The 24,712-nt window shown below is 37.6% G+C and carries 23 protein-coding genes, 6 tRNA genes and 1 rRNA gene; 8 read left to right on the top strand and 22 right to left on the bottom strand.

What is annotated here, in order from left to right:
* Positions 1–70 precede the first annotated feature (70 nt).
* Complete coding sequence (locus ACIQXJ_RS19150) at positions 71–346, top strand: Atu4866 domain-containing protein (protein ID WP_403057041.1); 276 nt, start codon at positions 71–73, stop codon at positions 344–346.
* A complete protein-coding gene (locus ACIQXJ_RS19145; protein WP_403056480.1) occupies positions 346–1,077 on the top strand; it encodes an SDR family oxidoreductase in 732 nt (243 codons plus the stop codon). The genes ACIQXJ_RS19150 and ACIQXJ_RS19145 overlap by 1 nt, the downstream gene beginning before the upstream one ends.
* A 582-nt stretch (positions 1,078–1,659) precedes the next feature.
* On the opposite strand, the gene ACIQXJ_RS19140 is transcribed toward ACIQXJ_RS19145, so the two are convergent.
* The 7 genes from ACIQXJ_RS19140 to ACIQXJ_RS19110 all read right to left on the bottom strand — a co-directional run bounded on the left by ACIQXJ_RS19140 (position 1,660) and on the right by ACIQXJ_RS19110 (position 7,182).
* Positions 1,660–1,791 carry a hypothetical protein gene (locus tag ACIQXJ_RS19140; protein WP_403056477.1) on the bottom strand — a complete coding sequence of 44 codons (132 nt, stop codon included), beginning with the start codon at positions 1,789–1,791 and terminating at the stop codon, positions 1,660–1,662.
* Entirely contained in the window at positions 1,788–1,949 is a 162-nt protein-coding gene (locus ACIQXJ_RS19135) for a hypothetical protein (protein WP_403056474.1), read from the bottom strand. The genes ACIQXJ_RS19140 and ACIQXJ_RS19135 overlap by 4 nt, the downstream gene beginning before the upstream one ends.
* A 207-nt stretch (positions 1,950–2,156) precedes the next feature.
* A complete protein-coding gene (locus ACIQXJ_RS19130) occupies positions 2,157–2,417 on the bottom strand; it encodes a hypothetical protein (RefSeq protein WP_403056471.1) in 261 nt (86 codons plus the stop codon).
* 698 nt (positions 2,418–3,115) lie between these two features.
* Positions 3,116–4,924, bottom strand: a complete 1,809-nt coding sequence (nagZ, locus tag ACIQXJ_RS19125; RefSeq protein WP_403056468.1) for a beta-N-acetylhexosaminidase — start codon at positions 4,922–4,924, stop codon at positions 3,116–3,118.
* A 391-nt stretch (positions 4,925–5,315) separates the two neighbouring features.
* Positions 5,316–5,507, bottom strand: a complete 192-nt coding sequence (locus ACIQXJ_RS19120; RefSeq protein ID WP_403057039.1) for a BlaI/MecI/CopY family transcriptional regulator — start codon at positions 5,505–5,507, stop codon at positions 5,316–5,318.
* Positions 5,508–5,548: 41 nt separating this feature from the next.
* Positions 5,549–5,659: a BlaI/MecI/CopY family transcriptional regulator gene (locus ACIQXJ_RS19115; RefSeq protein WP_403056465.1), complete on the bottom strand. Its 111-nt coding sequence runs from the start codon at positions 5,657–5,659 to the stop codon at positions 5,549–5,551.
* Between the two features lie 668 nt (positions 5,660–6,327).
* Positions 6,328–7,182, bottom strand: coding sequence for an alpha/beta fold hydrolase (locus tag ACIQXJ_RS19110; protein WP_403056462.1), 855 nt, complete (start codon positions 7,180–7,182; stop codon positions 6,328–6,330).
* A 186-nt stretch (positions 7,183–7,368) separates the two neighbouring features.
* Here ACIQXJ_RS19110 and ACIQXJ_RS19105 point away from each other — a divergent pair, with 186 nt between their 5' ends.
* The 5 genes from ACIQXJ_RS19105 to ACIQXJ_RS19085 all read left to right on the top strand — a co-directional run bounded on the left by ACIQXJ_RS19105 (position 7,369) and on the right by ACIQXJ_RS19085 (position 11,680).
* Complete coding sequence (locus tag ACIQXJ_RS19105) at positions 7,369–7,818, top strand: MarR family winged helix-turn-helix transcriptional regulator (protein WP_403056459.1); 450 nt, start codon at positions 7,369–7,371, stop codon at positions 7,816–7,818.
* Positions 7,819–8,047: 229 nt separating this feature from the next.
* Complete coding sequence (locus tag ACIQXJ_RS19100; RefSeq protein ID WP_403056456.1) at positions 8,048–8,593, top strand: glutathione peroxidase; 546 nt, start codon at positions 8,048–8,050, stop codon at positions 8,591–8,593.
* A 925-nt stretch (positions 8,594–9,518) separates the two neighbouring features.
* The gene (locus ACIQXJ_RS19095; RefSeq protein ID WP_403056453.1) at positions 9,519–10,094 is read left to right on the top strand and encodes an ArsR/SmtB family transcription factor; all 576 of its coding nucleotides are present in this window, start codon (positions 9,519–9,521) and stop codon (positions 10,092–10,094) included.
* Positions 10,091–11,317 carry an MFS transporter gene (locus tag ACIQXJ_RS19090; RefSeq protein ID WP_403056450.1) on the top strand — a complete coding sequence of 409 codons (1,227 nt, stop codon included), beginning with the start codon at positions 10,091–10,093 and terminating at the stop codon, positions 11,315–11,317. Before ACIQXJ_RS19095 ends, ACIQXJ_RS19090 begins: the two co-directional genes overlap by 4 nt.
* Before the next feature lie 123 nt (positions 11,318–11,440).
* Entirely contained in the window at positions 11,441–11,680 is a 240-nt protein-coding gene (locus ACIQXJ_RS19085; protein ID WP_403056447.1) for a gamma-type small acid-soluble spore protein, read from the top strand.
* 1,005 nt (positions 11,681–12,685) lie between these two features.
* Here ACIQXJ_RS19085 and glmS read toward each other — a convergent pair.
* From glmS to ACIQXJ_RS19015, 14 genes are all read right to left on the bottom strand, one after another.
* Positions 12,686–14,488 carry a glutamine--fructose-6-phosphate transaminase (isomerizing) gene (gene glmS, locus ACIQXJ_RS19080; RefSeq protein ID WP_403056444.1) on the bottom strand — a complete coding sequence of 601 codons (1,803 nt, stop codon included), beginning with the start codon at positions 14,486–14,488 and terminating at the stop codon, positions 12,686–12,688.
* Positions 14,489–15,179: 691 nt separating this feature from the next.
* Positions 15,180–15,701: a type 1 glutamine amidotransferase domain-containing protein gene (locus tag ACIQXJ_RS19075; protein ID WP_403056441.1), complete on the bottom strand. Its 522-nt coding sequence runs from the start codon at positions 15,699–15,701 to the stop codon at positions 15,180–15,182.
* Positions 15,702–15,813: 112 nt separating this feature from the next.
* Positions 15,814–17,166: a phosphoglucosamine mutase gene (gene glmM / locus ACIQXJ_RS19070; RefSeq protein WP_401013424.1), complete on the bottom strand. Its 1,353-nt coding sequence runs from the start codon at positions 17,164–17,166 to the stop codon at positions 15,814–15,816.
* Positions 17,167–17,484: 318 nt separating this feature from the next.
* Entirely contained in the window at positions 17,485–18,543 is a 1,059-nt protein-coding gene (locus tag ACIQXJ_RS19065) for a CdaR family protein (protein WP_403056438.1), read from the bottom strand.
* Complete coding sequence (gene cdaA / locus ACIQXJ_RS19060; protein ID WP_340821807.1) at positions 18,536–19,372, bottom strand: diadenylate cyclase CdaA; 837 nt, start codon at positions 19,370–19,372, stop codon at positions 18,536–18,538. Before cdaA ends, ACIQXJ_RS19065 begins: the two co-directional genes overlap by 8 nt.
* A gap of 149 nt (positions 19,373–19,521) precedes the next feature.
* Positions 19,522–20,145, bottom strand: a complete 624-nt coding sequence (locus ACIQXJ_RS19055) for a zf-HC2 domain-containing protein (RefSeq protein WP_403056435.1) — start codon at positions 20,143–20,145, stop codon at positions 19,522–19,524.
* A 13-nt stretch (positions 20,146–20,158) separates the two neighbouring features.
* Positions 20,159–20,722, bottom strand: a complete 564-nt coding sequence (sigW, locus tag ACIQXJ_RS19050; protein WP_107897642.1) for an RNA polymerase sigma factor SigW — start codon at positions 20,720–20,722, stop codon at positions 20,159–20,161.
* A 134-nt stretch (positions 20,723–20,856) separates the two neighbouring features.
* Positions 20,857–21,762: an arginase gene (gene rocF / locus ACIQXJ_RS19045; protein WP_403056432.1), complete on the bottom strand. Its 906-nt coding sequence runs from the start codon at positions 21,760–21,762 to the stop codon at positions 20,857–20,859.
* Between the two features lie 180 nt (positions 21,763–21,942).
* Positions 21,943–22,015 (bottom strand) — tRNA-Lys (locus ACIQXJ_RS19040).
* A gap of 15 nt (positions 22,016–22,030) precedes the next feature.
* A tRNA-Gln gene (locus ACIQXJ_RS19035) sits at positions 22,031–22,105 on the bottom strand.
* Between the two features lie 20 nt (positions 22,106–22,125).
* Positions 22,126–22,209 (bottom strand) — tRNA-Tyr (locus tag ACIQXJ_RS19030).
* 14 nt (positions 22,210–22,223) lie between these two features.
* Positions 22,224–22,299 (bottom strand) — tRNA-Val (locus ACIQXJ_RS19025).
* Between the two features lie 74 nt (positions 22,300–22,373).
* A tRNA-Glu gene (locus ACIQXJ_RS19020) sits at positions 22,374–22,448 on the bottom strand.
* A gap of 116 nt (positions 22,449–22,564) precedes the next feature.
* Positions 22,565–22,641, bottom strand: a tRNA-Asn gene (locus tag ACIQXJ_RS19015).
* 270 nt (positions 22,642–22,911) lie between these two features.
* Between ACIQXJ_RS19015 and mbcS the strand changes: the two genes are divergently transcribed.
* The gene (mbcS, locus tag ACIQXJ_RS19010) at positions 22,912–24,489 is read left to right on the top strand and encodes an acyl-CoA synthetase MbcS (protein ID WP_403056429.1); all 1,578 of its coding nucleotides are present in this window, start codon (positions 22,912–22,914) and stop codon (positions 24,487–24,489) included.
* 128 nt (positions 24,490–24,617) lie between these two features.
* On the opposite strand, the gene rrf is transcribed toward mbcS, so the two are convergent.
* Positions 24,618–24,712 (bottom strand): 5S ribosomal RNA (gene rrf, locus ACIQXJ_RS19005); the annotation flags it as partial.

Raw genomic sequence — 24,712 nt, 5'->3', positions numbered from 1 at the left:
TCTATTTACATTTCAGTCCTGCCCAAATCCAGGTGCGATCCATTGTTTAATTGTGAAAGGAGATTATGAAATGAAATCAGAATATGTTAATTCTCATCTATACGCAGGTATGTGGGTTACCGCGGACGGCTATATTCGACACGAGCTGCTACCGAACGGGCGATATGATGAGGCCCGTGGAAACCGCAAAAGCGCCTATCAAGGCAGCTATACCATCGAAGGCAACCATATCGAATATGTCGATGATACAGGCTTTACAGCTGATGGTGATTTTGTCGACGGTGTGCTTTATCATGCCGGTATGGTGCTTTATTTGGAAGAAGATCATGAAGGGAGCAAGGAATAATGTCTATACTTAATGGAAAAGTAGTGGTGATTACGGGAGCAAGCAGCGGAATTGGTGAAACAACAGCTCGACTGCTCGCAAGCTTGGGTGTTCATGTGGTCATCGGGGCAAGACGTACAGAAAGACTGGAGGCATTGGCATCTGACATTCAGTCGGATGGTGGTTCTGTAGTCGTTCAACAGCTCGATGTAACCGAACTGACACAGATGGAGGCGATTATGGAAGTAGCCCAAAGTCATTTCGGCCGAGTGGACGCTGTTATTAACAATGCCGGTGTGATGCCCCTCTCTTCACTGGAAGCATTGAAGATCGAGGAATGGAATCGAATGATTGATGTCAATATTCGAGGTGTTCTTCATGGCATTGCCACAGGTCTTCCACTCATGAAAAAGCAAGGTTTCGGACATTTTATCAATATCGCTTCCACCGGTGCCTACGAAGTAACTCCGACAGCAGCTGTCTACTGCGCAACCAAGTATGCCGTACGTGCCATAACAGATGGATTGCGGCAAGAGACAGCAGGGCAAGGCATCCGTGTGACCCTTGTATCGCCGGGCGTAACGGAATCAGAACTAGCTGAGAGCATTACTGATCAAGAGGCAAAAGAAATGATGAGGGAATACCGACGTACCACGCTGCCAGCCATGACGATTGCTCGTGCGATTGTCTATGCACTAGAACAGCCTGAATATGTCGATGTAAGTGAACTGGTCATTAAACCCGCCATGTAGATTCAACACAAAGAAATATATATTAATACCCTCATATCCCATTCAGTGCGGGACTTGAGGGTATTTTGGAACGTTTGTCAGGTGTTTATATTGCATACTTTTTTAAATCCTCGTTACACTAAGCACCCTTTAGCTGGAAAACGCTCTTAAATATTACCTGCGGAAAATTGTTTCTCAAATCTTTATGATAAATTTTATGAGTGATTATCTTCATACAATCGCATACAAAATAATGTCCCCAAATCATGTTTGGTAACGTTCTACCACTTAAAACATAAAGCAATTGAATTATTTTTCTTTCTAACGATTTAGCAAGACTTCAGTACCTTTTGGAGAAGGGTGCTGTTATTGAATAAGGTAAAGTTTTCAGACGTAATTTCCGGTAAACTGATTACATCAAGTACCTGCCGTCTCGCCTCACATAAAGGGCAAAACGGGCTGAAGCAACACTTACGGTCACCATCATACAAGGCACGCTGCTTTTCCTCATTGCATGTTAAAATCGCTTTTTTTTTAGGCTCTAGCTCTACGGGTGATAACTGTTGAACGTATGCTTTAAAACCGCTCACTCTGTTGTAGCAATTACTCATTCATATATTGCTCTTTCGCAATAGCAATCGCCTGTTCAGCTTCATCCGTCACTAATAATACGTGGTCAAATTCAAAGCCAATCAGATCCGCTGCAGGAACGTGTACATTCTTCGTTTCATTCACAAGGACACAATAAAGTAATGCTCTACCTGCACGACGTCCATTGCCTGATAAGCAACACCTTTTTCAGCAGCTGGCGTACACGAAAAATACGTACGCTGCTCCACAAAGCTTTTCGCTGGTGACTTTAACTGCACAATGTAATCAAGTACCTGTTTCATCTTGTTCACCTATTTAAAAGCACTTTCTAACAATGTGCCAAAAATGTGCTCGTTGTCGATATCTACCAAATCACAGTAATAATCCTTTTTAACATTACTATCTCCTAAAGGAAACAAACAAATCTATATTCCCTATATTTCAAAATTATCGATTTATGCTATCTAAAAAGAAGCAGATTCAGGCTGCTTCTTTTCATTTTGCTATTTTTACTTATACACCCTACTCTCAAGCTCCTGATACCACTCCTCATCTTCTAGTTGAATCGCTAAGTTTTGCAAATCCCCTATATCTTCTTCTAATAAACGAACCTTTTCGCGAGACGACAGCTGTTCTACAGGAATCCACTTCATCTCGACTTCTTCCTGTAGTCCAAACTGTACGAGACATTTTCCTTTCTTCATATCTCCCACTAAAACAAAGCCTAGTTTATGCTGAAAGCTCACCCATTCACCAATTGAAAAATCCATACTTTATGCCCCCTTTTTCCCTTCTTTACCACCAAATCAATAATAATAAGCACGAGCTAAGTGCCTGCTCCAACGAAAGACTTGCACCATATAACTCTGCAATTTCCTTTAATTTTTTACGCTCCATTAAACTTCCTCCTTTTTAGACATAATAAAAAAGCTACCAATAATGCAGTAACTTTTAATATCACACTTACGCGACATAAACCGTTTCACCGTTTTCATTTGACCATACTGACTGAGTTGCCGGTCTGTGGGAAGCATGGAAAAATTCAAATCGCAAAAAATTCATTCTGTACTATTCTTACGACTGAAGCGAACTCATTAGTAAGAGAAAATCTTAATAGGATGCCTGACATATTAACAAGATATGATTAAAAGGAATGGTTAAACCCTTACTTGCACCAGAAAGATATATTAAAGAGGATGTTAATGCATTTGATGCTGCATTGGTCGATGCGCATATCCTGTTTCCAGTGAGGTCAATTCACCGAAGAACAACCATATTGGCTTGTTAAATTCGTTATAAACCAACATACAGAAAATCATAGCCCCTCTTTTGAACAAATATTTGTCAAAAAAGGGGCTATTTTTCATATCAGTTCATTTTATAAAAAAGAATGTATACTTCATAAAGCGAATGTTTAACTAAAGCACCCGTTCATATTATAAAGTTTACCACAAACTAATATGAATAATTAATGTAAATAATTATTTAAAAGACTATTGATTGATTTATTTATTTCATTAATGTTGGGGTTTTCTACTTTCGTATCGTTAATGCTATATTTCCTTTTTAGTTGAATTATTCTTTCTATACTTTCATTTAATTTTTGTTCAGAAATTTCTCCATTTTTAACAGCATCTTTTAAAGAGGAGATAATCTTTACAACATTATTATAGTCATGCCCTACTAAAATAATATCGCTTCCAGCCTTAACTGATTCTACAGATGCTTTACCAATATCAAAATGTCCCGTTATGGCTCCCATTGTCATATCGTCAGTCATGATTACACCTGTAAAGCCTAGTTGTTTTCTAAGAAGATTCGTCATTACAGCTTTTGACATGGTCCCTGGATTCGTTTTATCTAATTGAGGCAATAAGATATGAGCCACCATCACAACATCTGCTCCTTGATTAATCGCACGTTCAAACGGGATTAACTCTAGTTCTTTAAGTTGATTTAGGCTTTTATTTACAATTGGAATGTCCAGATGAGAATCAACTGATGTATCTCCGTGACCAGGAAAATGCTTAATTGTCGTGATGACGTTTTGAGACTGTATCCCTTTCATTGTTTGAATCCCAAGTTTACTTACGATTTCTGGATTGTTCCCAAATGATCGATCCCCGATTACTGGGTTATTTGGATTGCTGTTAATATCAAGAACAGGCGCAAAATCGAGATTTAAACCAAATTCTTTTAATTCATGGCCTAAGAGTTTTCCGACTTTATAAGAAAAATCAGGATTGTTTACTTGTCCAATCTGTTTATTTGGTGGAAAGTTTTCAAGTTCACCTGGCAATCTTGTCACACGTCCACCCTCTTGATCAACACCTAGTATAAGCGGAAGATTCGAACTATTTTTAGCTTTCAGCTGATTCACAAGTTTAATGGTTTGTGCAGGTGTGTCAAAATTATATTTGTAGAGAATAATTCCCCCGACATGGAGTTGGTTTATTAATTGTTTTGCGTTTGCATCCATTGTAGTCCCGGAAACCCCAGCAAGAATCATTTGCCCAATTTTATCTTCTAAGCTCATTTTAGATATTACTTCTGAAATGCTTTGATTTTCTTGGAGATTCGTTTGTTTCCCTACTCCTGCTTGTTGATTTGTGCTCTTTTCATCTTGGGCTTGTTTTGGTGTTTTTTCAACCTGACTATAGAGTGATATATGGTGAACTTTAGGATTTGGCTCCAGTTCTGTTTTTACTGGTAAAACCCACAATAAGTCAGTAGAGGCCGTTGCATGATAGACAAGGATCATTTGGTCAACAGTTGAATCTTTATAGTATCGAATCGCATCGGGTTCTCCACCAATTTTCGTAATTTTATTAAAAGGAATATTTTGTAGTTCAGAATCATAAGAACGTATGTCATTTACAGTCTGATCGGTATAACCGATTGTAGAATGATGACTTTTGTATTCTTCATACCTGCCTTTAGCAGTTTCCGAAATATGGTCTGATTTTCCCCACTCTTTGTTTACTTCCTTCTGTTCTGTTTTACCGGAAGCAAAAGGAATATTGGGAACCTTACATTCCTTAGACAAAGAGAAAGTTTCTGCTACTAATTTCTCAAGATTTAAATTCTGATCATCCTTCGAATCCACTGTATTTTTATTTGAAGGTTGAGTAATAGTTGGACTTACTTTACCTTGCGTCGTCTGTTCGCTTCTATTTTCTTTGATTGCATAATAAATAACGCCAATGATTAAGGCAAAAATTAAAAATAGAATCGCAAAAATAAGTAGTTTATTTCGAGATTTTCTTTGTCTTTTCATACTCCCTTTTCCCTTTCTATCTTTTCGTTATAAGCTTTTATGAAGTTTTTTTCACACTTTTTCAAGTATTATGTTAGGAACATATTGTTCTGCTATAAAATGAGGATTAAGTTCCTTCTGTTCAATTGGAATAAAATTCATAAAGATAAAATGACTTTGAATGTCTAATGGCAATATTAGCCTAAGTACAAGCAGAACCCAAATATTATAATGAAGCTTCGCACTAAGTTTTGTATAAAAATATCATTATTAGAAAATATTACCAATTATAAAATACTACCCATAATCGAAAGTAATAAGACTTCTTTAAATATTGCAGATAAATCTATACATCAATCCCTGCCTTTTACTTGTTATTTTCTTTATTAAGCAATCGTTCCAGTTCTTTTATTTACTTCTCAGAAATCTTCTCTTCCTTTATAAAATTGGCGAGCATAAGGTCGATAGAACCATCAAATACCTTTTGAATAAACGATCTTGTTTCATCCAATATACAGTATCTTTTATCTACCAAAGGATAATATTCATAAAGAGGCTTCTCCTTATTTACACCTAAGGCTCCTTTTTTTACAAGTCTATTTATTAATGAATGAATTGTTTTCGGACTCCATTACTTATGAAAACTTACTGCCTTACTAACTCTATTACCTTCGCAGAAGTTAATGGAGCTTCTTCCCACAAAACCTTCATTACGATCCACTCTGCATCCGATATTTTACAATCTACTTTCTTCATCTTGCTCCTCCATCCTCCAAGTGTAATCCTATTTTAGATTATACTTGTAAGATGGAGGCGTCAAATCCTTTTTTCTAACTTTAAATAACCCACAATGTTTGAGCTAAAAAATAAAAAGGAAAATCTAATGCAATTTATTCGTTTAATAATGGAAGGAAAAATGATTAATACATACAATACATTTTCAAAACAAAAAAAAGGCATAGGCTCCAATTACTTTACCTATGCCTTCCTTCTCATTTAACATTTGCAGTAACCGTTAATGAAATGTCTTTTTTATTAAGGCACTGCACTGTAAGTAATTCAAAGAAATACCAGTTACGTAAAATGAAATATTTTAAATCCGTCTCAAATGCATTCTGCCCCCGCGTTATTATAAGGTACAACTTTATGACTATAAGAACGTTCGATTGTATATTCACTTAATATCTCATCGTTTCCAACGTTTTTAAATTCAGAGCCATAATTTTTTACATTTCCTAAGGATATTTAACATACTTAAAAGCACCTGAACTAAAGCTGCTTTTTTTCTCCGACGCTATACCCATTAATTTCAATCAACAAATATAATTGGTTACATTAGTACTCATACGGTTCAAATATAAATCTCAAAATAACAATGAAGGTTCGTAATTTAGTATCTTCATTGATTACTTTAAGAATAGTAGTTATAGAGAAACAGATTCAGTAGTTTTCAAGAATTGAACGAGTTCTGCGTTGAACTCTCCGGCATGTGTGACATTGAAACCATGAGGACCACCTTTAATTACCACAAGCTGACTGCTCGGAATACGTTCATGCGCCTTTTGCCCGCTGACTTCCAATGGAACGACGGCATCTGAATCACCGTGAATAACTAATGTTGGTACGTTGAACTTATCTAAGTCAGCACGGAAGTCTGTTTTACTAAATGCTGCGATACAGTCTATTGTACCCTTTGGGGAAGCAAATGCTCCAATGTCACGATTAAATAATCGGAATTCTTCGCTTACTAGATCCGTTCTATCTCCAGATGCAAAGAAGTTCTTCGTAAAGTTATCAAGGAATGCAATTCGATCTGCCTTTACTCCATCTTGTAAGCCTTTGATTATTGCATCATCAAATCCACCGTCCGGATTATCGTCAGTTTTGTAAAGATACGGAGGTACTGCCCCTGCTAGTACAGCTCTTGATACACGCTCTGTTCCGTAAGTACCGATATAACGGGAAACCTCTCCTCCTCCCATTGAGAAGCCAACCAATGTTACGTCACGAAGATCAAGATGTTCTAGTATTTTGTGTAGGTCTGCCGCAAACGTATCATATTCATACCCATTCCATGGCTGTGAAGACTGCCCGAATCCACGACGATCATACGTAATTACTCGGTAACCAGCCTCAATTAATGCTGGTACTTGTTTTTCCCATGATCTCCCACTAAGTGGCCAACCATGGATTAACACTACTGGTTTTCCAGATCCTACATCCTCAATGTGAAGCTCAATTGGTGCACCATTTTCAAATCCTACTGTAATTTTGCTCACTTTAAATTCCTCCATTTTTTCATTTTATATTTTGCGAAATTTTATTTTGCAAAACTTATTTTACGAGTTTATCTTACCTTCGTTTAAAAGTATTTTCAACAATTAAATTTTGCAAAATACTTTTTATTATTTAGGAGGTATGTTAAATTATTATTGATAGAAATACTAATCATTAGAGGTGCAACCATGGAGAATAACCTGAATAATTTTGAATTAGAGGATCACTTATGTTTCTCATTGTATGCCTGTTCACGGGCTATCTTACGACTTTATCGCCCTTACCTAGATAAACTTCAGCTCACTTATCCTCAGTATCTAGTCCTAGTTACCCTGTGGGAGAAGCCACAAAGAACAATTAAAGAGTTGGGTGAAGTGCTTAATCTTGATACAGGTACACTGACTCCGCTACTCAAACGTATGGAAGCTGCCGGTCTCATCGAGCGCCGCCGAGACACAGTGGACGAACGAGTCATGAACATTCATATTACACAAGCTGGCAAAGCACTACAGGCGAAGGCATCGTGTGTTCCGCACTCCTTATTTGCCGCCACTGGCATGAATAAAAAGGAATTGGATGAAATAAACGAAAGAATTATGCACCTTTTACATCAGCTGAAGGGAACAGCTGAGAAATAGAAGCAATAGAAAAAAACCACTCCAAGAGTGGGTTTTTTCCTTGTTAATTAAAACGCTCATAAGTTGTGAAGAAAAGAGACACTTATTCATAATTGGGCCTGATTGTGGTGTATGTTATTCCACTAAATCATAATAATTGTTCTATGACGTCCTAAGAAGAGTCGCTATGTTAATTACCAATAGTAAATCCTATATACTACTATTTCAATAAATGGAGGTTATTATTTAAATGGGTATTTATAATTATTTAATGCATAAGCCGAACGGAGATATTCTCTCTATGCAAACTTATAAAGATAAAGTAATGCTAATTTGCAACACCGCAAGTCAATGTCAGTTTACATATCAGTACGAAGACTTACAGAAGTTATATGAAAAGTACCTACAAGATGGGTTTACAGTTCTTTCTTTTCCATGTGATCAATTTGGCAATCAGAATCCGGAAAACGGTTTAGAGACAGCTGCCCAATGTAAGGGACAATTTGGTGTTAGTTATCCGGTTTTTGATAAAATCTATGTGAATGGCGATAATACTTATCCTTTATTTAATTATTTAAAACATGAAGTTGATGCACCGGAATTTGAAAAAAATACAATGCAACAAAAAATGTTATTCAATGGAATTCAAGAACATTATCCAGATTATTTGATTGGTAATAATATTCGTTGGAACTTTACAAAGTTTTTAGTGGATCGTAAAGGGAATGTTGTTGCTCGTTTTGAGCCATATGTTTCTATAATTGATATCGAGCAATCAATTCGGTCTTTACTATAAGTAGTATATAAATAAAGCCCAACAAGTTTGAGCTCAAAATGAACTTCATGCAAGTGTTGGGCTTAATTTATGCTGATATCTAGTACTATAAATATAAATCGGCACTTACTTGTTTAAAAGTTCTCCCCGATTCATTTACTGATATTAGGTACTATTGTTTTAGGTTTCGGTCAATCATTTTTATTTCCTAAAGAGTTAATAAATGGTAGTTTAGTTATAAAATTACATAATATGAGGTTGCTGCTTACCCCAGCAATATAAAGACAAATGAACGATTTCTAAATAAATCTTTCATATTTTTCAATCCCTCATTCATCACCTTCAGTCCAACTTTAATTATCTAAACTTAAGTAGCTGGTTAAAGCACTGTTAAATTTGTTTAGTGCTATATTTCTCAAGCTGTACCTTTCTCTGCCTTAGGTATAGACGTGTACACGGACTAATCCAGCTGTTCGAAGATTAACCATATGATAATGAACTGTACTTTTGGCTAATCCTATATATTAAACAACTCTTTTAAAACTTTTTTCTCCATACTGTAAAGATAGTAATTGAACAATATTGAACGCCATTCATTAATATACGCAAGTCATTTGTCTCTTCATGAGTCCAAGTAGAAACTTGCTCAAATATATCTTCCCAACTGATACATCCCAAATCCACTCTAAAAAACCATGCATACTATCTTTTTTAGAACATGCTAATAAAAGCAAGTTCAGAATGCTCTCCTTTAATTCTATATTTGCTATAAATTCCAATGTGGTTTCACTCAGTTTATCTTTTACATTCCTCACCCAGCTATAGAAATAATCTGAAACTTTAGATTTATAGGTTGCAATTTTAAAAAAAGGAAATATAATTAGTTTATAAATTATAATTTATCGATAAAAATATATTAATTAAAGATTCAAAAGGAGACGATAAAATGAATTATGAAATGATTATTGAAACAACGGAGCAGCTGCATGCCCTATCCCATCCACTAAGACAGCGTATTTTAACCATTCTTACGTTTGATGAAATGACAAATAAGGAAATTTCAAATGCCCTTAAAGAGTCTGCACCTAAAGTGCACTTTCACGTAAAGGAACTCCAGAACGCTGGCATTATTCGACTTACAAGAGAAGAAGTAAAAGGATCCATCATCGAAAAATATTATACGGCTTCAGCCCGTTCATTCCGACTTTCTCCTTCTCTTGAATTGGCCAAATCCGATGAACATATGCTCTACGAATCTACTTTTCATGAAACTTACCGGAATCTCATCGAAAGTGTCGATTATCATGAAGGTTTCCTTCCAAACTCATTCATCACTCAGGAACACGCGTGGTTAACAGACGAAGAAATAGCTTCTATTAAGGAGCATTTATCTGCTATCGATCAAATTATGAATAATTCTTCCATGAAACAAACACCTACAGATAATCGGAAATTCTACACGCTCAGCAGTTTTTTTCATATAGTTTCTCCAAAATCTAAGAAAAGAGAAACAGAACAATGAGAAGACTATTTAAAAACAGCCTATTCTCTAATAAGAATTTCGCCTATTTTTTCTTTGGACAGTCCTTCTCGACAATAGGAGATGGATTCCAGCAGATCGCCCTGATTTACTTGATTTTTGAGATGGGTGGAAGCGGCAGTCAAATGGCTCTTTCCCTATTTTTTTCGGTCTTTCCCCGTATTCTTCTATTGCTGGTAGGAGGCGTTGCAGTTGATCGGTTAAGTGCGAAACACGTTATTTGGATTTCAGACTTCGCTCGGTTTGTGATTTTGACCGTTTTGATTTCATTTTTATTCTTTGATGCCTTGTCATTTCCACTGCTTTACCTCTTACTTTCTTTATCTGGTGTGGCAAGCGGCTTTTTCTTTCCGGCATTTAATACCATCGTTCCTTCCATCGTAGAAACAAGGGATTTAGAAAATGCCAATGCATGGGTTCAATCAATCTCTCAAACCGCCATCTTCATTGGTCCTCCTCTTGCTGGATTAGTGGTGGGGCTCTACGGAATAGAGGCTGGTTTTCTCATAAATGCCATGTCTTATTTGATTGGCGCTATCACCGGGATTAAAGTCAGCGTTAACAAGGAAAGCTCACCTAAAGTGGAAGACTCGCGTATTGTGAAAGATTTCGTCGATGGGTTTCAGCAAGTGTGGACAACCAAGTGGCTCCGTACAGTACTGTTGGTAGATTTAGTGGGCGGACTGGTAGTAGTCGGTCCAATGCAGATCGCATTACCGCTATATTCAAAGGAAAGCTTCGATCTGGCACCTTCACAGATGGGATTCGTCTTGGCTGCCTTTGGAGCTGGTTCGGTCATAGGCATGATGTTTGTTACCAAATTACACCAAAAATATAAAACACTTCGTTCGTTTTACTGGCTCGAACTTATACAGGGACTGCTCTTGTTTTTGGTAGCTATTCCTTCCATATGGGTCGTGTTGCTATCTTTAGCGGCCATAGGGATTTTGAATGGTATATCAAGTGTCATCATCATTTCAAAGATTCAGGCCCATGTTCCAAGGGCAAGGCTCGGCAGAACGATGAGTATCGTTTCGCTAGCGGCTTTCGGGGCAGTTCCAATTTCTCAGTTGTTGACAGGCTGGCTGTCGGAAACCATTCCCTATGCGTTTGTTTTTGTTTTGGCTTCCACTTTACTATTCCTCAGCGGCGTAATGGGATTAATAGTTTATAACAGACAAAGCAGTAAAGAAACGGTTGTTTAAGAGGGAATTGTTTGAAATGACTATGGTTTTGTAATATGTACCTATGTCAGAAATAAGCATGAAATTCACGGCTTTTAAGAATAAAACCTCTTCTGTACAGACTAATTTGAAGAGGTGAAATCCATGCCAAAAATTCGAAACAAGAACCAATCAGTTGACCAAATAAAACAACAAATTCAGCAGGCTGAAACTAACAAAAGCCGTTTTTTAAATCAAAGTTTAATGAACTCAACTAACAACGTAGAATTCAGAACTGAAGCTGACGTGAAGCAAGTAAGACAACAAATCGAAAAGGCTGAAGCTAACAAAAGTCAAGCTTCTAGTACAAATACAAGTAAAGATTATTGTAATAACTCAAATTAATTTTGTATCCGGCAGATTTTTTCTGCCGGTTTTACATTTTATTCACTTCTTTATACTCAGTCTGATTACCTTCACATAAAAATTATTCCACAATTTGGACCGTTTGTTGAATAAAGCTAGGAAAATATTACCAGCTAATATTTTCTCGGCTTACGTGGCATATAAATGGATTTTCATGATGTGTGGGATATAAATCTGCTTATTCCTTGTGGAGATAGAACTGTGACATAGGCTGTGTTGTTCATGGTCAATTACTTGATTGTTCCATCAACCTATACGAATCGCCATTCTTCCAATACTGAATTCTAACAATACTATGCCTTTGTCCAGCCATTTGGATTTAATGTTCGAATTCTTTATAGCCATATTCATCATGTTTTAGCTCTGATACAATATTATCTTCAGCCTGCCGTTCACGCAGTGGTTACACATATTCAGGTAGCATCACCGCTGTCTGTCCATTTAATCGTACCACGATCTCGGTTTCTTTTTATATCCGTTTCATCATCAATTGAATAAGAACGCTTGTTTCTGCTTTATATAGGGATGATTAAAAAAGTATAGCAATGACATTTATCAATTTTTTTGTTAATGAAAATTTCTAAATTTCTTCCAACTAATGAATGTGGATTTATGTCAATATTAATTATAAATAGCTTATGTAGTTTTATAATTATTTTTATAATTTATGACTATTATGAATAGGTCAATAAGAAAAAAGAAAACCTTGATACAGCAAGCATTCTAGCTGTATCAAGGTAATAATTGATGACACTTTCAATTATAATTATGTGACTAAATTAATTATAAGTTGTGACAAGGTTAATTATAACTCACAAATTTATTCATAAACACTAAAAAACCCCTTGCAAATATTTTATTGGCAGGAGGTTTTTTATCAGTCTTTTTTACGTATTATCAATCTCTTTCGCTTATTATCAATCTTTTTTACGTATTATCAATCTTTTTTTCAGGTCTACATCTCAACACAACAGCTCTCCAGACTTACTCCACTGTTACTGATTTAGCCAAGTTACGAGGTTTATCAACGTCGCAGCGGCGGTGTAATGCGGCATAGTAGCTAATTAACTGTAAAGGTACTACTGAAACGAGTGGTGTTAAGTATTCATTGACATGCGGAATGATTAAACGGTCGCCGTCTTCGTCTACGCCTGCCATTGCGATAATGCATGGATAAGCCCCACGTGCAGCTACTTCTTTAACATTGCCGCGAATATTCAATGCTACCGCTTCCTGTGTTACAAGGGCGAATACTGGTGTCCCTTCTTCAATTAAGGCAATTGTACCGTGTTTTAGTTCGCCACCTGCAAAGCCTTCTGCTTGAATATATGAGATTTCTTTAAGTTTTAAAGCTCCTTCAAGACTTACGCAGAAATCGATATTACGACCGATGAAGAATGCATTGCGTGCAATTTTTAAATAGTCTTCTGCGATATCTTCTAATACATCTTTTGAATCGATGATTGTTTGAATACCGTTTGCCGCAATCGCAAGCTCTTGTTTCAAATCAAATTCTAAGCCTTTACCGCTTGCTTTTGCTGTCACATATGCTGTTACTGCAAGTACTGCGACTTGAGCTACATATGCTTTTGTAGAAGCTACTGCGATTTCAGGACCCGCATGTAATAATAGCGTATGGTCTGCTTCACGTGACAACGTCGAACCTGGTACGTTCGTAATTGTTAATGTTGGGTAACCAAGCTCTTTAATTTTCACAAGTACTTGGCGGCTATCCGCTGTTTCACCTGATTGTGTAATAAAGATGAATAGCGGCTTTTCTGATAGTAATGGCATATTGTAGCCAAACTCACTTGAAATATGCACTTCAACAGGAATGCCAGCCATTTTCTCGAAATATTGTTTACCTATTAAACCTGCATGATAGCTTGTGCCCGCAGCGATAATGTATAAACGGTCTGCAGCTTGCAATGCTTGTAAAATATCTGCATCAATTGTTAAATCGCCATTTTCGCCTTCGTATGCTTGAATGATTTTACGGATTACCGTTGGCTGTTCATCCATTTCTTTTAACATATAGTGAGGGTACGTACCTTTTTCAATATCGCTCATATCAAGCTCTGCTGTGTATGGTGCACGCTCTACTACTGTGCCATCTAATTTTGTAATTTCCACACTGCCTTTGTGTACGATAACAACTTCTTTATCGTGTAATTCCACAAATTGATCTGTTACTTGTAGCATTGCCATCGCATCTGATGCAACTACGTTAAAGCCCTCACCTACACCTACAAGAAGTGGTGATTTGTTTTTCGCTACAAAAATTGTGTCGGCCGCTTCAGCATCTAATAATGCAAGTGCGTAAGAGCCGTGTAATAGTGATAATGTTTTGCGGAATGCTTCTGCTGTTTGCAGACCATCCTTCACAAATAGCTCAACTAACTGCACGATAACTTCTGTATCTGTGTCAGACTTCATTGGAATACCTTTTAAATATGTTTTTTGTAATAAATGATAGTTTTCGATTACACCATTATGCACAATCGTAAAACGACCTGATGCACTTTGATGAGGGTGTGCGTTTAAGCGGTTTGGCACACCGTGAGTAGCCCAACGTGTATGACCGATGCCAACTTTTGCAGCAACGTCCTCGTCTACTGCTTCACGTAAGTCAGCGATACGTCCTTTTTCTTTGAAAATCGTTACGCCCTCTTCATTGCGTACAGCAATACCTGCTGAGTCATAGCCACGGTATTCAAGCTTTTCTAACCCTTTTAATAAAATTTCCTTTGCATCTGATCCACCAATATATCCTACAATTCCACACATAATTACTTTTCCTCCGATATTGTCATATTAACGCAATGACAAACTAGACCTCAGCCTATCGAAATTTTTTCAGTGGGCGTAAACCGTACTACTTATTTTCATCTCAAAAATAAGCATACTTATGCGCGCACATCCTCGTACTATTTCAGCCATCTAAAATAGTGCTTTGCTTCGATATGTGAAGTTTTCCTATTTATCTATTGCTTTACTTATACCTTCTCCATTTTCTGTACATTCAATCACTTAAATGCTTTCAAAATGAAAAATGACAATCGGGTATGTCGATCGGGAGGCATCCGCCGAATTTTCGATAAACCTCCACCTCGTCTGCTGAAGATGTCTTCGTCCAATTTCCTCAGCTCAGGCGCTATAATTGTTTTCCGATTTATGTGCTGTCTTTCCTCCTTTTGCACTTGCTAAGCGGACAAGTTCTAGCCAAGCCGTCAGCTTCTCCATAATACTCAATCATATGCTATTCGTCAAATTTTCGTTATAAAAACTTCTTTTTTTTTCTCCTTTTTTAAGGCGATTTTAGAGCAAAGACGTAAAAAATAGGCTTCGCCAAGATTCTATCAGTATTACAAACCTCATACTAATGAATAAGATTCTTTAGAAGCAATACAAAACGTAAGACGCAACATGTTTCACACAGGTTGCATCTTACGTTTTGATTATTTAGAGTGCCTTATAATTAGCTCTCTTTACTTGCAAGTAATTTCACAATTTCTCGATTAAAAGCTGGTAAGTCTTTCGGCGTACGACTTGTTACTAATTGCTTTTGACAAACAAATACTTCTTCATCATGGAAATTAGCACCTGCGTTTTCTAAATCCACCTTTATGGATTTATAGCCTGTCGCATCACGCCCGTTTAAAGTCTTCGCTGTAATTAGAAGCTGTGGCCCATGACAAATCGCAAAGGTTGGCTTCATGTCATCCATAAACGTTTTGACGAAAGCTACAATACGATCATCTGCACGTAAGATATCTGGTGAAAACCCACCTGGAATGAACAATGCATCAAATTCTGACGCTTTGACTTCATCAATACCTTTATCGATTTTTACTTTCTCCCCATGTTTACCTTTTACTTCTTTTCCAGCCTCAGTATCAATTGTTACTAGCTCATGACCTGCTGCTTCTAACGCTTCCTTTGGACTTGTATACTCCACATCTTCAAACATATCTGTTATTACTGTTGCAATTTTAGCCATATCAATAAAACACCCCTTGTTATTGTGACTCAATAGTATTCTTCCCTCTCCCCTCTATTTCAAACATAAAAAACTCAATCTCTCAATAATGAGAGATCGAGTTACATGACAATTATTCTGTTAAACCCATTTCACTACGTACTACATTTGCAATACGTTCTACATAACGTTCACAGTCCGCTTCTGTAGCAGCTTCTACCATTACACGAACTAGTGGTTCTGTACCTGAAGGGCGAACTAAAATGCGACCGTTTCCAGCCATATCAGATTCCACTTCCGCAATTACGGCAGCAACTTTTGCATTTTCCGTCACTGCATGCTTGTCTGTTACACGTACATTTACTAAACGTTGTGGAAAAATCGTCATTTCTGCCGCAAGCTCAGATAGTTTTTTCCCAGTAGCCTTCATAATATTGACAAGTTGAATACCTGTTAACAGGCCATCACCTGTTGTATTGAAGTCTAAGAAAACAATATGACCTGATTGTTCGCCACCTAGGTTGTATTCATTGGTACGCATTTCTTCTACAACGTAACGATCACCTACAGCAGTTTGTACACTGTGCATATCGTTTTCTTCAACAGCCTTGTAGAAGCCCATATTACTCATCACAGTAGATACAATCGTTTGCTTTTTCAAACGACCGACTGCATTTAAGTGCTTACCAATGATAAACATAATTTGATCGCCATCAACGATTTTACCTTTTTCATCTACTGCGATTAGGCGGTCCCCATCACCATCGAATGCTAAACCAACATCTGCACCCTTTTCAGTCACAAATGTAGCAAGACCTTCTGGATGTGTTGAACCAACTCCGTCATTAATGTTAAGACCTGTTGGTGAAGCACCCATTGTAGAAATGTCTGCTTCTAAGTCAGCAAATAAATGAGTCGCTAGTGATGATGTTGCACCATGTGCGCAATCTAGTGCTACATGAATACCATCAAATTCTTCATCTACCGTTTGCTTTAAGTATTGAATATACTTTTGTCCGCCTTCGAAGTAGTCACTTACAATACCTAAATCTGCACCAATTGGACGTGGCAATGTATCTTCTGGTGCATCAAGAATTGCTTCGATTTCTGCTTCTTGTGCATCAGTTAGTTTGAAACCATCCGGACCGAAAAATTTAATGCCATTGTCGGCAACTGGGTTATGTGAAGCTGAAATCATGACGCCTGCATCTGCACTCATAATTCGGGAAAGATAAGCAACACCTGGTGTAGAAATTACACCTAGACGCATTACCTCTACGCCGATCGATAATAGTCCGGCTACCAATGCACCTTCAAGCATTTCGCCTGAAATACGTGTGTCACGACCAATTAATACCTTTGGACGCCCTGTTGCATCCTTCGTTAAAACATAGCCACCTACGCGGCCTAGTTTAAATGCAAATTCCGGTGTTAATTCACTATTCGCGACGCCACGGACGCCATCTGTTCCAAAATATTTACCCATTTTAATTGTTCTCTCCTTCAATGCAAGACGACCGCATCATGCTGTTTCCTGTGAACAATCGGACGGCTCGTCTGCTTACTTTTGGAAAAGTCTTTTTTTCATTCATGTAGTAGTAGGCCTCTTAACTATCTTTCAGAGGCTCTACAGCTCCAAGTTATTAGCGCTCAGGCGTTGTACGTTTAATCTAACTAAATCACACTTGTACTAATGCTAGCCTGAGCCTCACTTGTTCGTAGCATTTTTATATATGCTAGAAAGCACGATTTGTTGAGACAGGAATCTCTAATGAATCAAGTTAAAATTATAGTCAGTTATTGTTTAAGAATCAATATCTTCTTCTGTGACAGAATCAGGATTTATTTCTTCTGGTTTCGTTTCAGCATTTGTAGGCGTTTCTTTTTCTACTTTTTCTACCTTTTCTACCTTGTCGGCTTTCTCTACCTTTGTAACATCTGCTTTAATTTTAATTTTTTGTTCAGATACTTTAGTCGCACCATCTGGTAATTTGACATCAAATTCATACGTTTTTGATTCGGTAATTTTTGATAAATCGATTTCAACAGGTACTTCGGTTAAAACATCAATAATCGATTTTTTCCCAAATAGCTTCAGCGTATGCGTTGCCAGGGTTAATTGATTTATAGTAATACCTTCTGCTGCTTTACCAGTTTCCTTTATCGAGACAGGTAGTTCTTTGCTATATTCTGCAATATCTACCCGCACTTTCACTTTTTCCGGTTCTATCGTCACATCTAATTTATTTAAATCGCGATCTAATACTTTAACTGCCGCTTCTTGAGAGAAGGATTGTTTCAAACCTTGTTCACCCGTTACAGTTGCTTTCACGTAACTAATGCTCTCAATAGCACTTTTTGCCCCTGTTACAAACACAGTCGCTGGGTTGGCAGACATTCCTTTTAGGTAATATCCTTCATCAATTAAACGGTTATTCATTTCAGGATCCACTCGAAATTCTTGCGTGACTTTTTCCTCAATATTCACATTCACTGTCGCTGGGTCGAGTGTCACTTGCAATTTATCAGAAATATTCTCGTATTGTAGTTTGACGTTATGTTGACCTATTAATAAATCATTTAGGTCAACAAATATTGAGAAATCCTTCACTAGCTTTGTATTTAAAGCAATTTGCTTTGGTCCTTTAATCGTAACATTAACTGTTTTTGGTATACCCGTTACAATAAGATTATCGTCATCATAATAAACCTCAACTGGAACATCTTGAATCACTTCCATCTGTTCATTCATCGCCGTCTTATCTGTAGAAGATAATTCGGTCCGAACTGAGAAAAATAGTAAGCACGCTAGAAAAAGCGCAATGATTCGCAATACCCAAGGGCTATCCATCATTTTATCCATTCTTTTTCCCCCTCCAAGTCAACTTAGAGGCTGCATTAGATTCTTGTACTGAGCCGAACCACATTTTACGTAATAGTGTTTCGAATTCCTCTAGAGAAAGATTGCGATGTAGATTACCATTTAACGTAATACTAATTGCTCCAGTTTCCTCAGATACGACAATCGTAATGGCATCTGTTACTTCACTGAGCCCAAGAGCTGCACGATGTCGTGTTCCAAGCTCTTTCGAAATAAACGGACTTTCAGAAAGCGGTAAATAGCAAGCAGCTGCTGTGACCTTATCTTTCTGCATAATGACAGCCCCATCATGAAGTGGTGTATTCGGTATGAAAATATTTATAAGTAATTCAGATGAAACCTCCGCGTTTAAAGCGATTCCCGTTTCAATATATTCATTTAGGCCTGTGTCTTTTTCAATAGAAATTAACGCACCAATACGGCGTTTAGCCATATAACTAACAGATTTCTTCATAGCCTCAATCAGTCTAGTTTGCTCTTCTTCTTCTTGACTTGTTGAACGTTGGAACAGCTTGCCTCGGCCAATTTGCTCAAGACCACGTCTGATTTCAGGCTGGAAGATGATTATGATGGCCAAGAAACCAAACTCGATTACTTGTTTCAGCATCCATCCTAATGTTTCTAACCCCAAAAAGTCTGTTGCAATGCGTGCAATAATAATGACGAAAATGCCTTTTAATAATTGGACAGCCTTCGTCCCTTTAATGAGGGTTAAAATTTTATAAACAACGTACCAAACGAGCAGTACATCTATGAAGTTAATAACAATATTCACTGGTGTTAAATCCGTGAATTGTTCGATAATTTGCACGTGGCATCCCCCACTTTTCATTGCGAATCCATACACATTTAAGTATAGCACATTCTTTTCAAATGTAACTTTTTTCAAAAGAAAAGTCTACCCAGATGAGTAGACTTTTCATCCTCTCCCGTGCACTACCATGTAGGACGTATAGAGTTCTATTTAGTTTCTTTTTCCTCAAATGTCATTGCAGTCTTAACGGAATTTTTGATGGTATACCATAGCCATTCAAACGCTTCGTCTATTTCCTCTATTTTACCTGAAACGACTGCAGAAGATGCCATATACTGGCCGTTAATAATCGTTACATTGCCATCTACTTCACCCTCAACAATTAAGTCGCCATTTTTAACGACAATATCGCCCTTTACAACTTCACCTTTTGGTACTATAACCGTTTGTCCTTCAACAACTAGGTTTGGTTGTTTTGTAACAGAGAAATGCTGATCATCCATAAAGTTACCCAATAAAGTAGCACTCATAAATAAACAGAAAACTGCTGCCGCAACAAAGAACGGGTGACGGCGAATCCATTTTTGCATACCTACACGACTTTTGGGTTTTGGTAAACGAGCCATCACCGCAGCTTCAAAATCTGGAGGTGCTGTAATATGGGAAGCACTCTTCACAAAGGCAATCGTTTCACTCAATTCCTGCATCAATTGCTTGCAATCACCGCATGAATGCAAATGTTGTTTCAACTCTTGTTCATGCTCACGACTAATGTCACCATCTAAATAATCATGCATATAATCTATGATATGCTTTGGACAAATATTCATGACGCTCCCCCTCCTACAGATTGTTTAATTGCTTTCGTAATGCTTCACGTCCGCGGTGAATTCTCGTTTTCACTGTCCCAAGAGGCATATCCAAAATTTCACTGATTTCTTGTAACGATAATTCTTCAATATATTTCAATACTATAACTGAACGATATTTATCCGGCAAACGTCCAATCTCATATTGAATGCGATCTTGTAGCTCCATCTGCTCTAACTGATCTTCTGGTAACTGGTCATCTGCTGCAATTTGAGAATACATATCCAGTCCTTCTGTACCAGCTACCTCCGCATCTAAGTAATAATCCGGCTTTTTCTTTCTAATACGGTCTATGCAGAGGTTCGTCGCAATTCGATAAAGCCACGTCGAAAATTTTCTTTTTTGATCAAAAGTATGCAAATTCATATAAGCGCGAACAAACGCTTCTTGTGCAATATCCTCAGATTCTTGCTTGTTTCCTAACATTCGGTAGCATACTTGGTACAGTTTGTGCTGATAGAGACTCACAATATCGGCAAATGCGTTTTGATCGCCTTTAAGCACTTGTTTTATTCTCTTATTTACTAACGCATCCATTGTGTTTATTTCTCCACCTTTACAACTGTCTTATACTATACGGCCCGACTATAAGAAAAGTTTCAATTTATATTCAATTATAACAAAAGATTTTTATTCAATGTGGAGATAAACAATATTTTCACAATTTGGAATTAAACTAGTGTCTCACCAAATAAAGAACCTATTAATGCCACAGCCACATCTGCAGTTTTATTTTTTTCGTCTAATATTGGATTTACCTCAACAAACTCAGCAGATGTTAGCATTCCTGATTCTTGTAGCATTTCCATCGCTAAGTGGCTTTCTCGATATGTTATACCTCCAGGCACTGGCGTACCTACTCCTGGTGTATAAAGTGGATCTAGACCATCTAAGTCTAACGATAAATGTAAGCCATCTACTTTACGTTCTTGTAAATAAGCAATAGCATCTTCCATTACTCGCGTCATTCCAAGGCGATCTACCTCATGCATTGTATATACTTTAATTCCTTGCTGGCGAATTAGCTCACGTTCACCAGGATCTACTGAACGTGCCCCAATAATAATTACATTTTCAGGTTTAACCTTTGGTGCATAGTTACGGATTTGCACAAGGCGTTCATGCCCTAAACCAATACTAACAGCGAGTGGCATACCATGGATATTACCTGATGGTGTAGTTTCAGGTGTATTTAGATCCGCATGTGCATCAAACCAAATAACGCCTAAGTTTTTGAAATGCCCACCTAGTCCTGCAAGTGTACCGATTGCAATACTATGATCTCCACCAAATACAAGTGGGAATTTATTTTGCTCTAATGCTTCATGTACTTGATTTGCTAACGATGTACTAACATCTACAACTTCTTCTAAATTTAATAGCTGCTTATCAATTTCATTACTCTCTTGTACTTGGCTAACAAGAATATCTCCCTGATCCTCTACCTTGTGACCAATTGCTTCTAATCGATCGACAACGCCCGCATAACGGATTGCGCTGGGCCCCATGTCGACTCCTCTTCGTGTTTGTCCGTAATCTGTTGGAACTCCAATAATTGATACTTGATGTTTATTCATTATTTTATACCCCCTTTTTTTAATAAGACTATTGTAAAGCCTACAATGTACTTGGCTCAACCCAACAAAAAACTGTATATTTATACATTTTAAAATAGCAAAAAAAATCTCCTGCTGTTTTCAGCAAGAGATTAGTATCTGTAGTTAATGTTACACTTTTGAATTTGAATTATAGAAAAGTGAGCCATGAAGGACTCGAACCTTCGACCCTCTGATTAAAAGTCAGATGCTCTACCAACTGAGCTAATGGCTCAAATTAAGAAATGAATGGCTGGGGTACCTGGATTCGAACCAGGGCATGACGGAATCAAAATCCGTTGCCTTACCGCTTGGCTATACCCCATTCATTTGTATAAATAAAACTGGTGGAGGGGGACGGATTCGAACCGCCGAACCCTAAGGAGCGGATTTACAGTCCGCCGCGTTTAGCCACTTCGCTACCCCTCCGAAAAAACACTATATGGTGGAGGATGACGGGCTCGAACCGCCGACCCTCTGCTTGTAAGGCAGATGCTCTCCCAGCTGAGCTAATCCTCCATAGAAACAGGTGTTTATTTCTTCACAGTTTATTTATCTTTTTAAGCCTATGCATTACTACGATGCTTAGAAAATGGTGACCCCTACGGGATTCGAACCCGTGTTACCGCCGTGAAAGGGCGGTGTCTTAACCGCTTGACCAAGGGGCCATTTATTATGTCTCAAACAAGACAAGATTTATATTAACATCATTTTCAATATGATGCAAGTCTTTTTTAATAATTTCTTTTTTAAAAAAACTTTTAATTAAAAAAGGGCAAAAAAATGGCTCCGAAGGCAGGACTCGAACCTGCGACAACCTGATTAACAGTCAGGTGCTACTACCAACTGAGCTACTTCGGAACAATACTATTCAATTCGGTTTTAACAACCTCTTAAGTACATTTATTATTATAGCAAGCATTCTAAATTATGCAATACTTTTTCGAAAAAATTATTTAATTTATTGCATAATTTTTAATTTTTAGGTACTAAAGCACAATAGTTCTCTATTAAATCTAATATTTCTATTTTGTGCACCAAATATTCTTGCTGTATATTATTGTAATTGCTAAAATAAAAATAGTTTTAAGAATTTTCTATTAAATTTGTTTTGGGGAGGAATGTTCATATATGGTAACTAATGATTTAATTGCACCAGAACTTTACAACATCACAGAGGAATTAGAGAAGTTTTCTCAAGATAGTGATCGTCAAGCAATAAGATGGTTAGATACAAAGCAAAATCGTCGTACAATTTCTTATGCCGACCTTATTCAAAAAATGAATCAATACGCGAATGCCTTTACAGAACAGGGACTTCAAAAGGGTGATCGTGTTTTAGTCATTATTCCACGTCTACCAGAAGCATATTTTGTTTTCCTAGGTTGTTTAAAGGCGGGTATCGTTCCTATCTCTTGTTCAGAGATGTTACGTGCAAGTGATTTAGAATATCGTATGGAACACTCTTCTGCTAAGGCAGTTATTGCCTACGAGGCTTTTACTGGCGAGGTCGATCAAATTACTTCTTCCGTAACGGCTTTAACAAATAAATTAGTCATTGGCAATGCTTCAAACAATTGGGTATCTTTAGATGCATTAGCTGAAAAGCAATCAACAAGCTTTAAGGCTGTTGCTACTAAACGTGATGATATGGCGTTTCTTTCTTATACTTCAGGAACAACGGGCAAACCTAAAGGAGTAGTTCACTCTCATGGCTGGGGTTATGCACATATTCGAACAGCAGCTTCCAAGTGGCTGTGCGTACGTGAAGGTGACCTAGTATGGGCTACAGCAGCACCAGGTTGGCAAAAGTGGATTTGGAGTCCATTTTTATCGACAATTATGTTAGGGGCAACTGCTTTCGTCTATCATGGTAGTTTTGATCCTCATACTTATCTTCAGCTTCTACAGGACGAAAAAGTAAATGTACTTTGCTGTACACCTACTGAATATCGTATTATGGCAAAGATTGATAATCTAAAAGATTACAATTTAGCTGCATTAAGAAGTGCCGTTTCTGCAGGTGAGCCGTTAAATCGCCCAGTAATCGAAACATTTATGAAAAATTTTGGCCTTAAAGTACGCGATGGCTATGGACAAACGGAAAATACATTATTAATTGGTACACTTGAAAACACCGAATTACGACCTGGCTCCATGGGTGTTCCTACTCCAGGAAATATTGTGCGTATTGTTGACCATGAGGGCAATGAGGCACCTGTAGGAGAAGTTGGAGATATCGCTGTCCATAAATCATCTCCAGCGTTATTCAAGGAGTATTATCGTGAACCTGAACGCACACAAGCTGCTTTTAGAGGTGATTGGTATATTACTGGTGACCAAGCAAAATGTGATGAAGATGGTTACTTCTGGTTTGAAGGACGGGGAGATGACATTATTATTTCATCCGGCTATACAATTGGTCCATTTGAAGTAGAGGATGCTTTAAATAAGCATGACGCTGTACAAGAATGTGCTGTTGTCGCGGCACCAGATGAAATTAGAGGTCATATTGTTAAAGCATTTGTAATCCTACGTGAGAGCTTCCGTGATCGTGATGAGGAAGAATTAACGAAAGAGCTGCAGGAGCACGTTAAAGCCTTAACAGCGCCTTATAAATACCCTCGTAGTATTGTCTTTATTGATGAACTACCGAAAACAACATCAGGTAAAATCCGACGTGTGGAATTGCGCGCAATAACTGTTTAAATAATTAAGAGACATTTCGCCTATCCTTGGTGAAATGTCTCTTTTTTTTGTTCTATTAAATTCTGATAAATTGTTTTTATAGAAATAAAAAAAAGCCACTACTGAGTGTATCAGCAGCGACTTTTTGCGCCTAGCGACGTCCTACTCTCACAGGGGGAAGCCCCCAACTACCATCGGCGCTAAAGAGCTTAACTTCCGTGTTCGGTATGGGAACGGGTGTGAC

It is taken from the genome of Lysinibacillus sp. NPDC097868, from assembly GCF_044761135.1.
Classification (GTDB): Bacteria; Bacillota; Bacilli; order Bacillales_A; family Planococcaceae; genus Lysinibacillus.
Note: the sequence above shows the minus strand (reverse complement) of the source record. Positions and strands in the feature narration are given on the sequence as shown.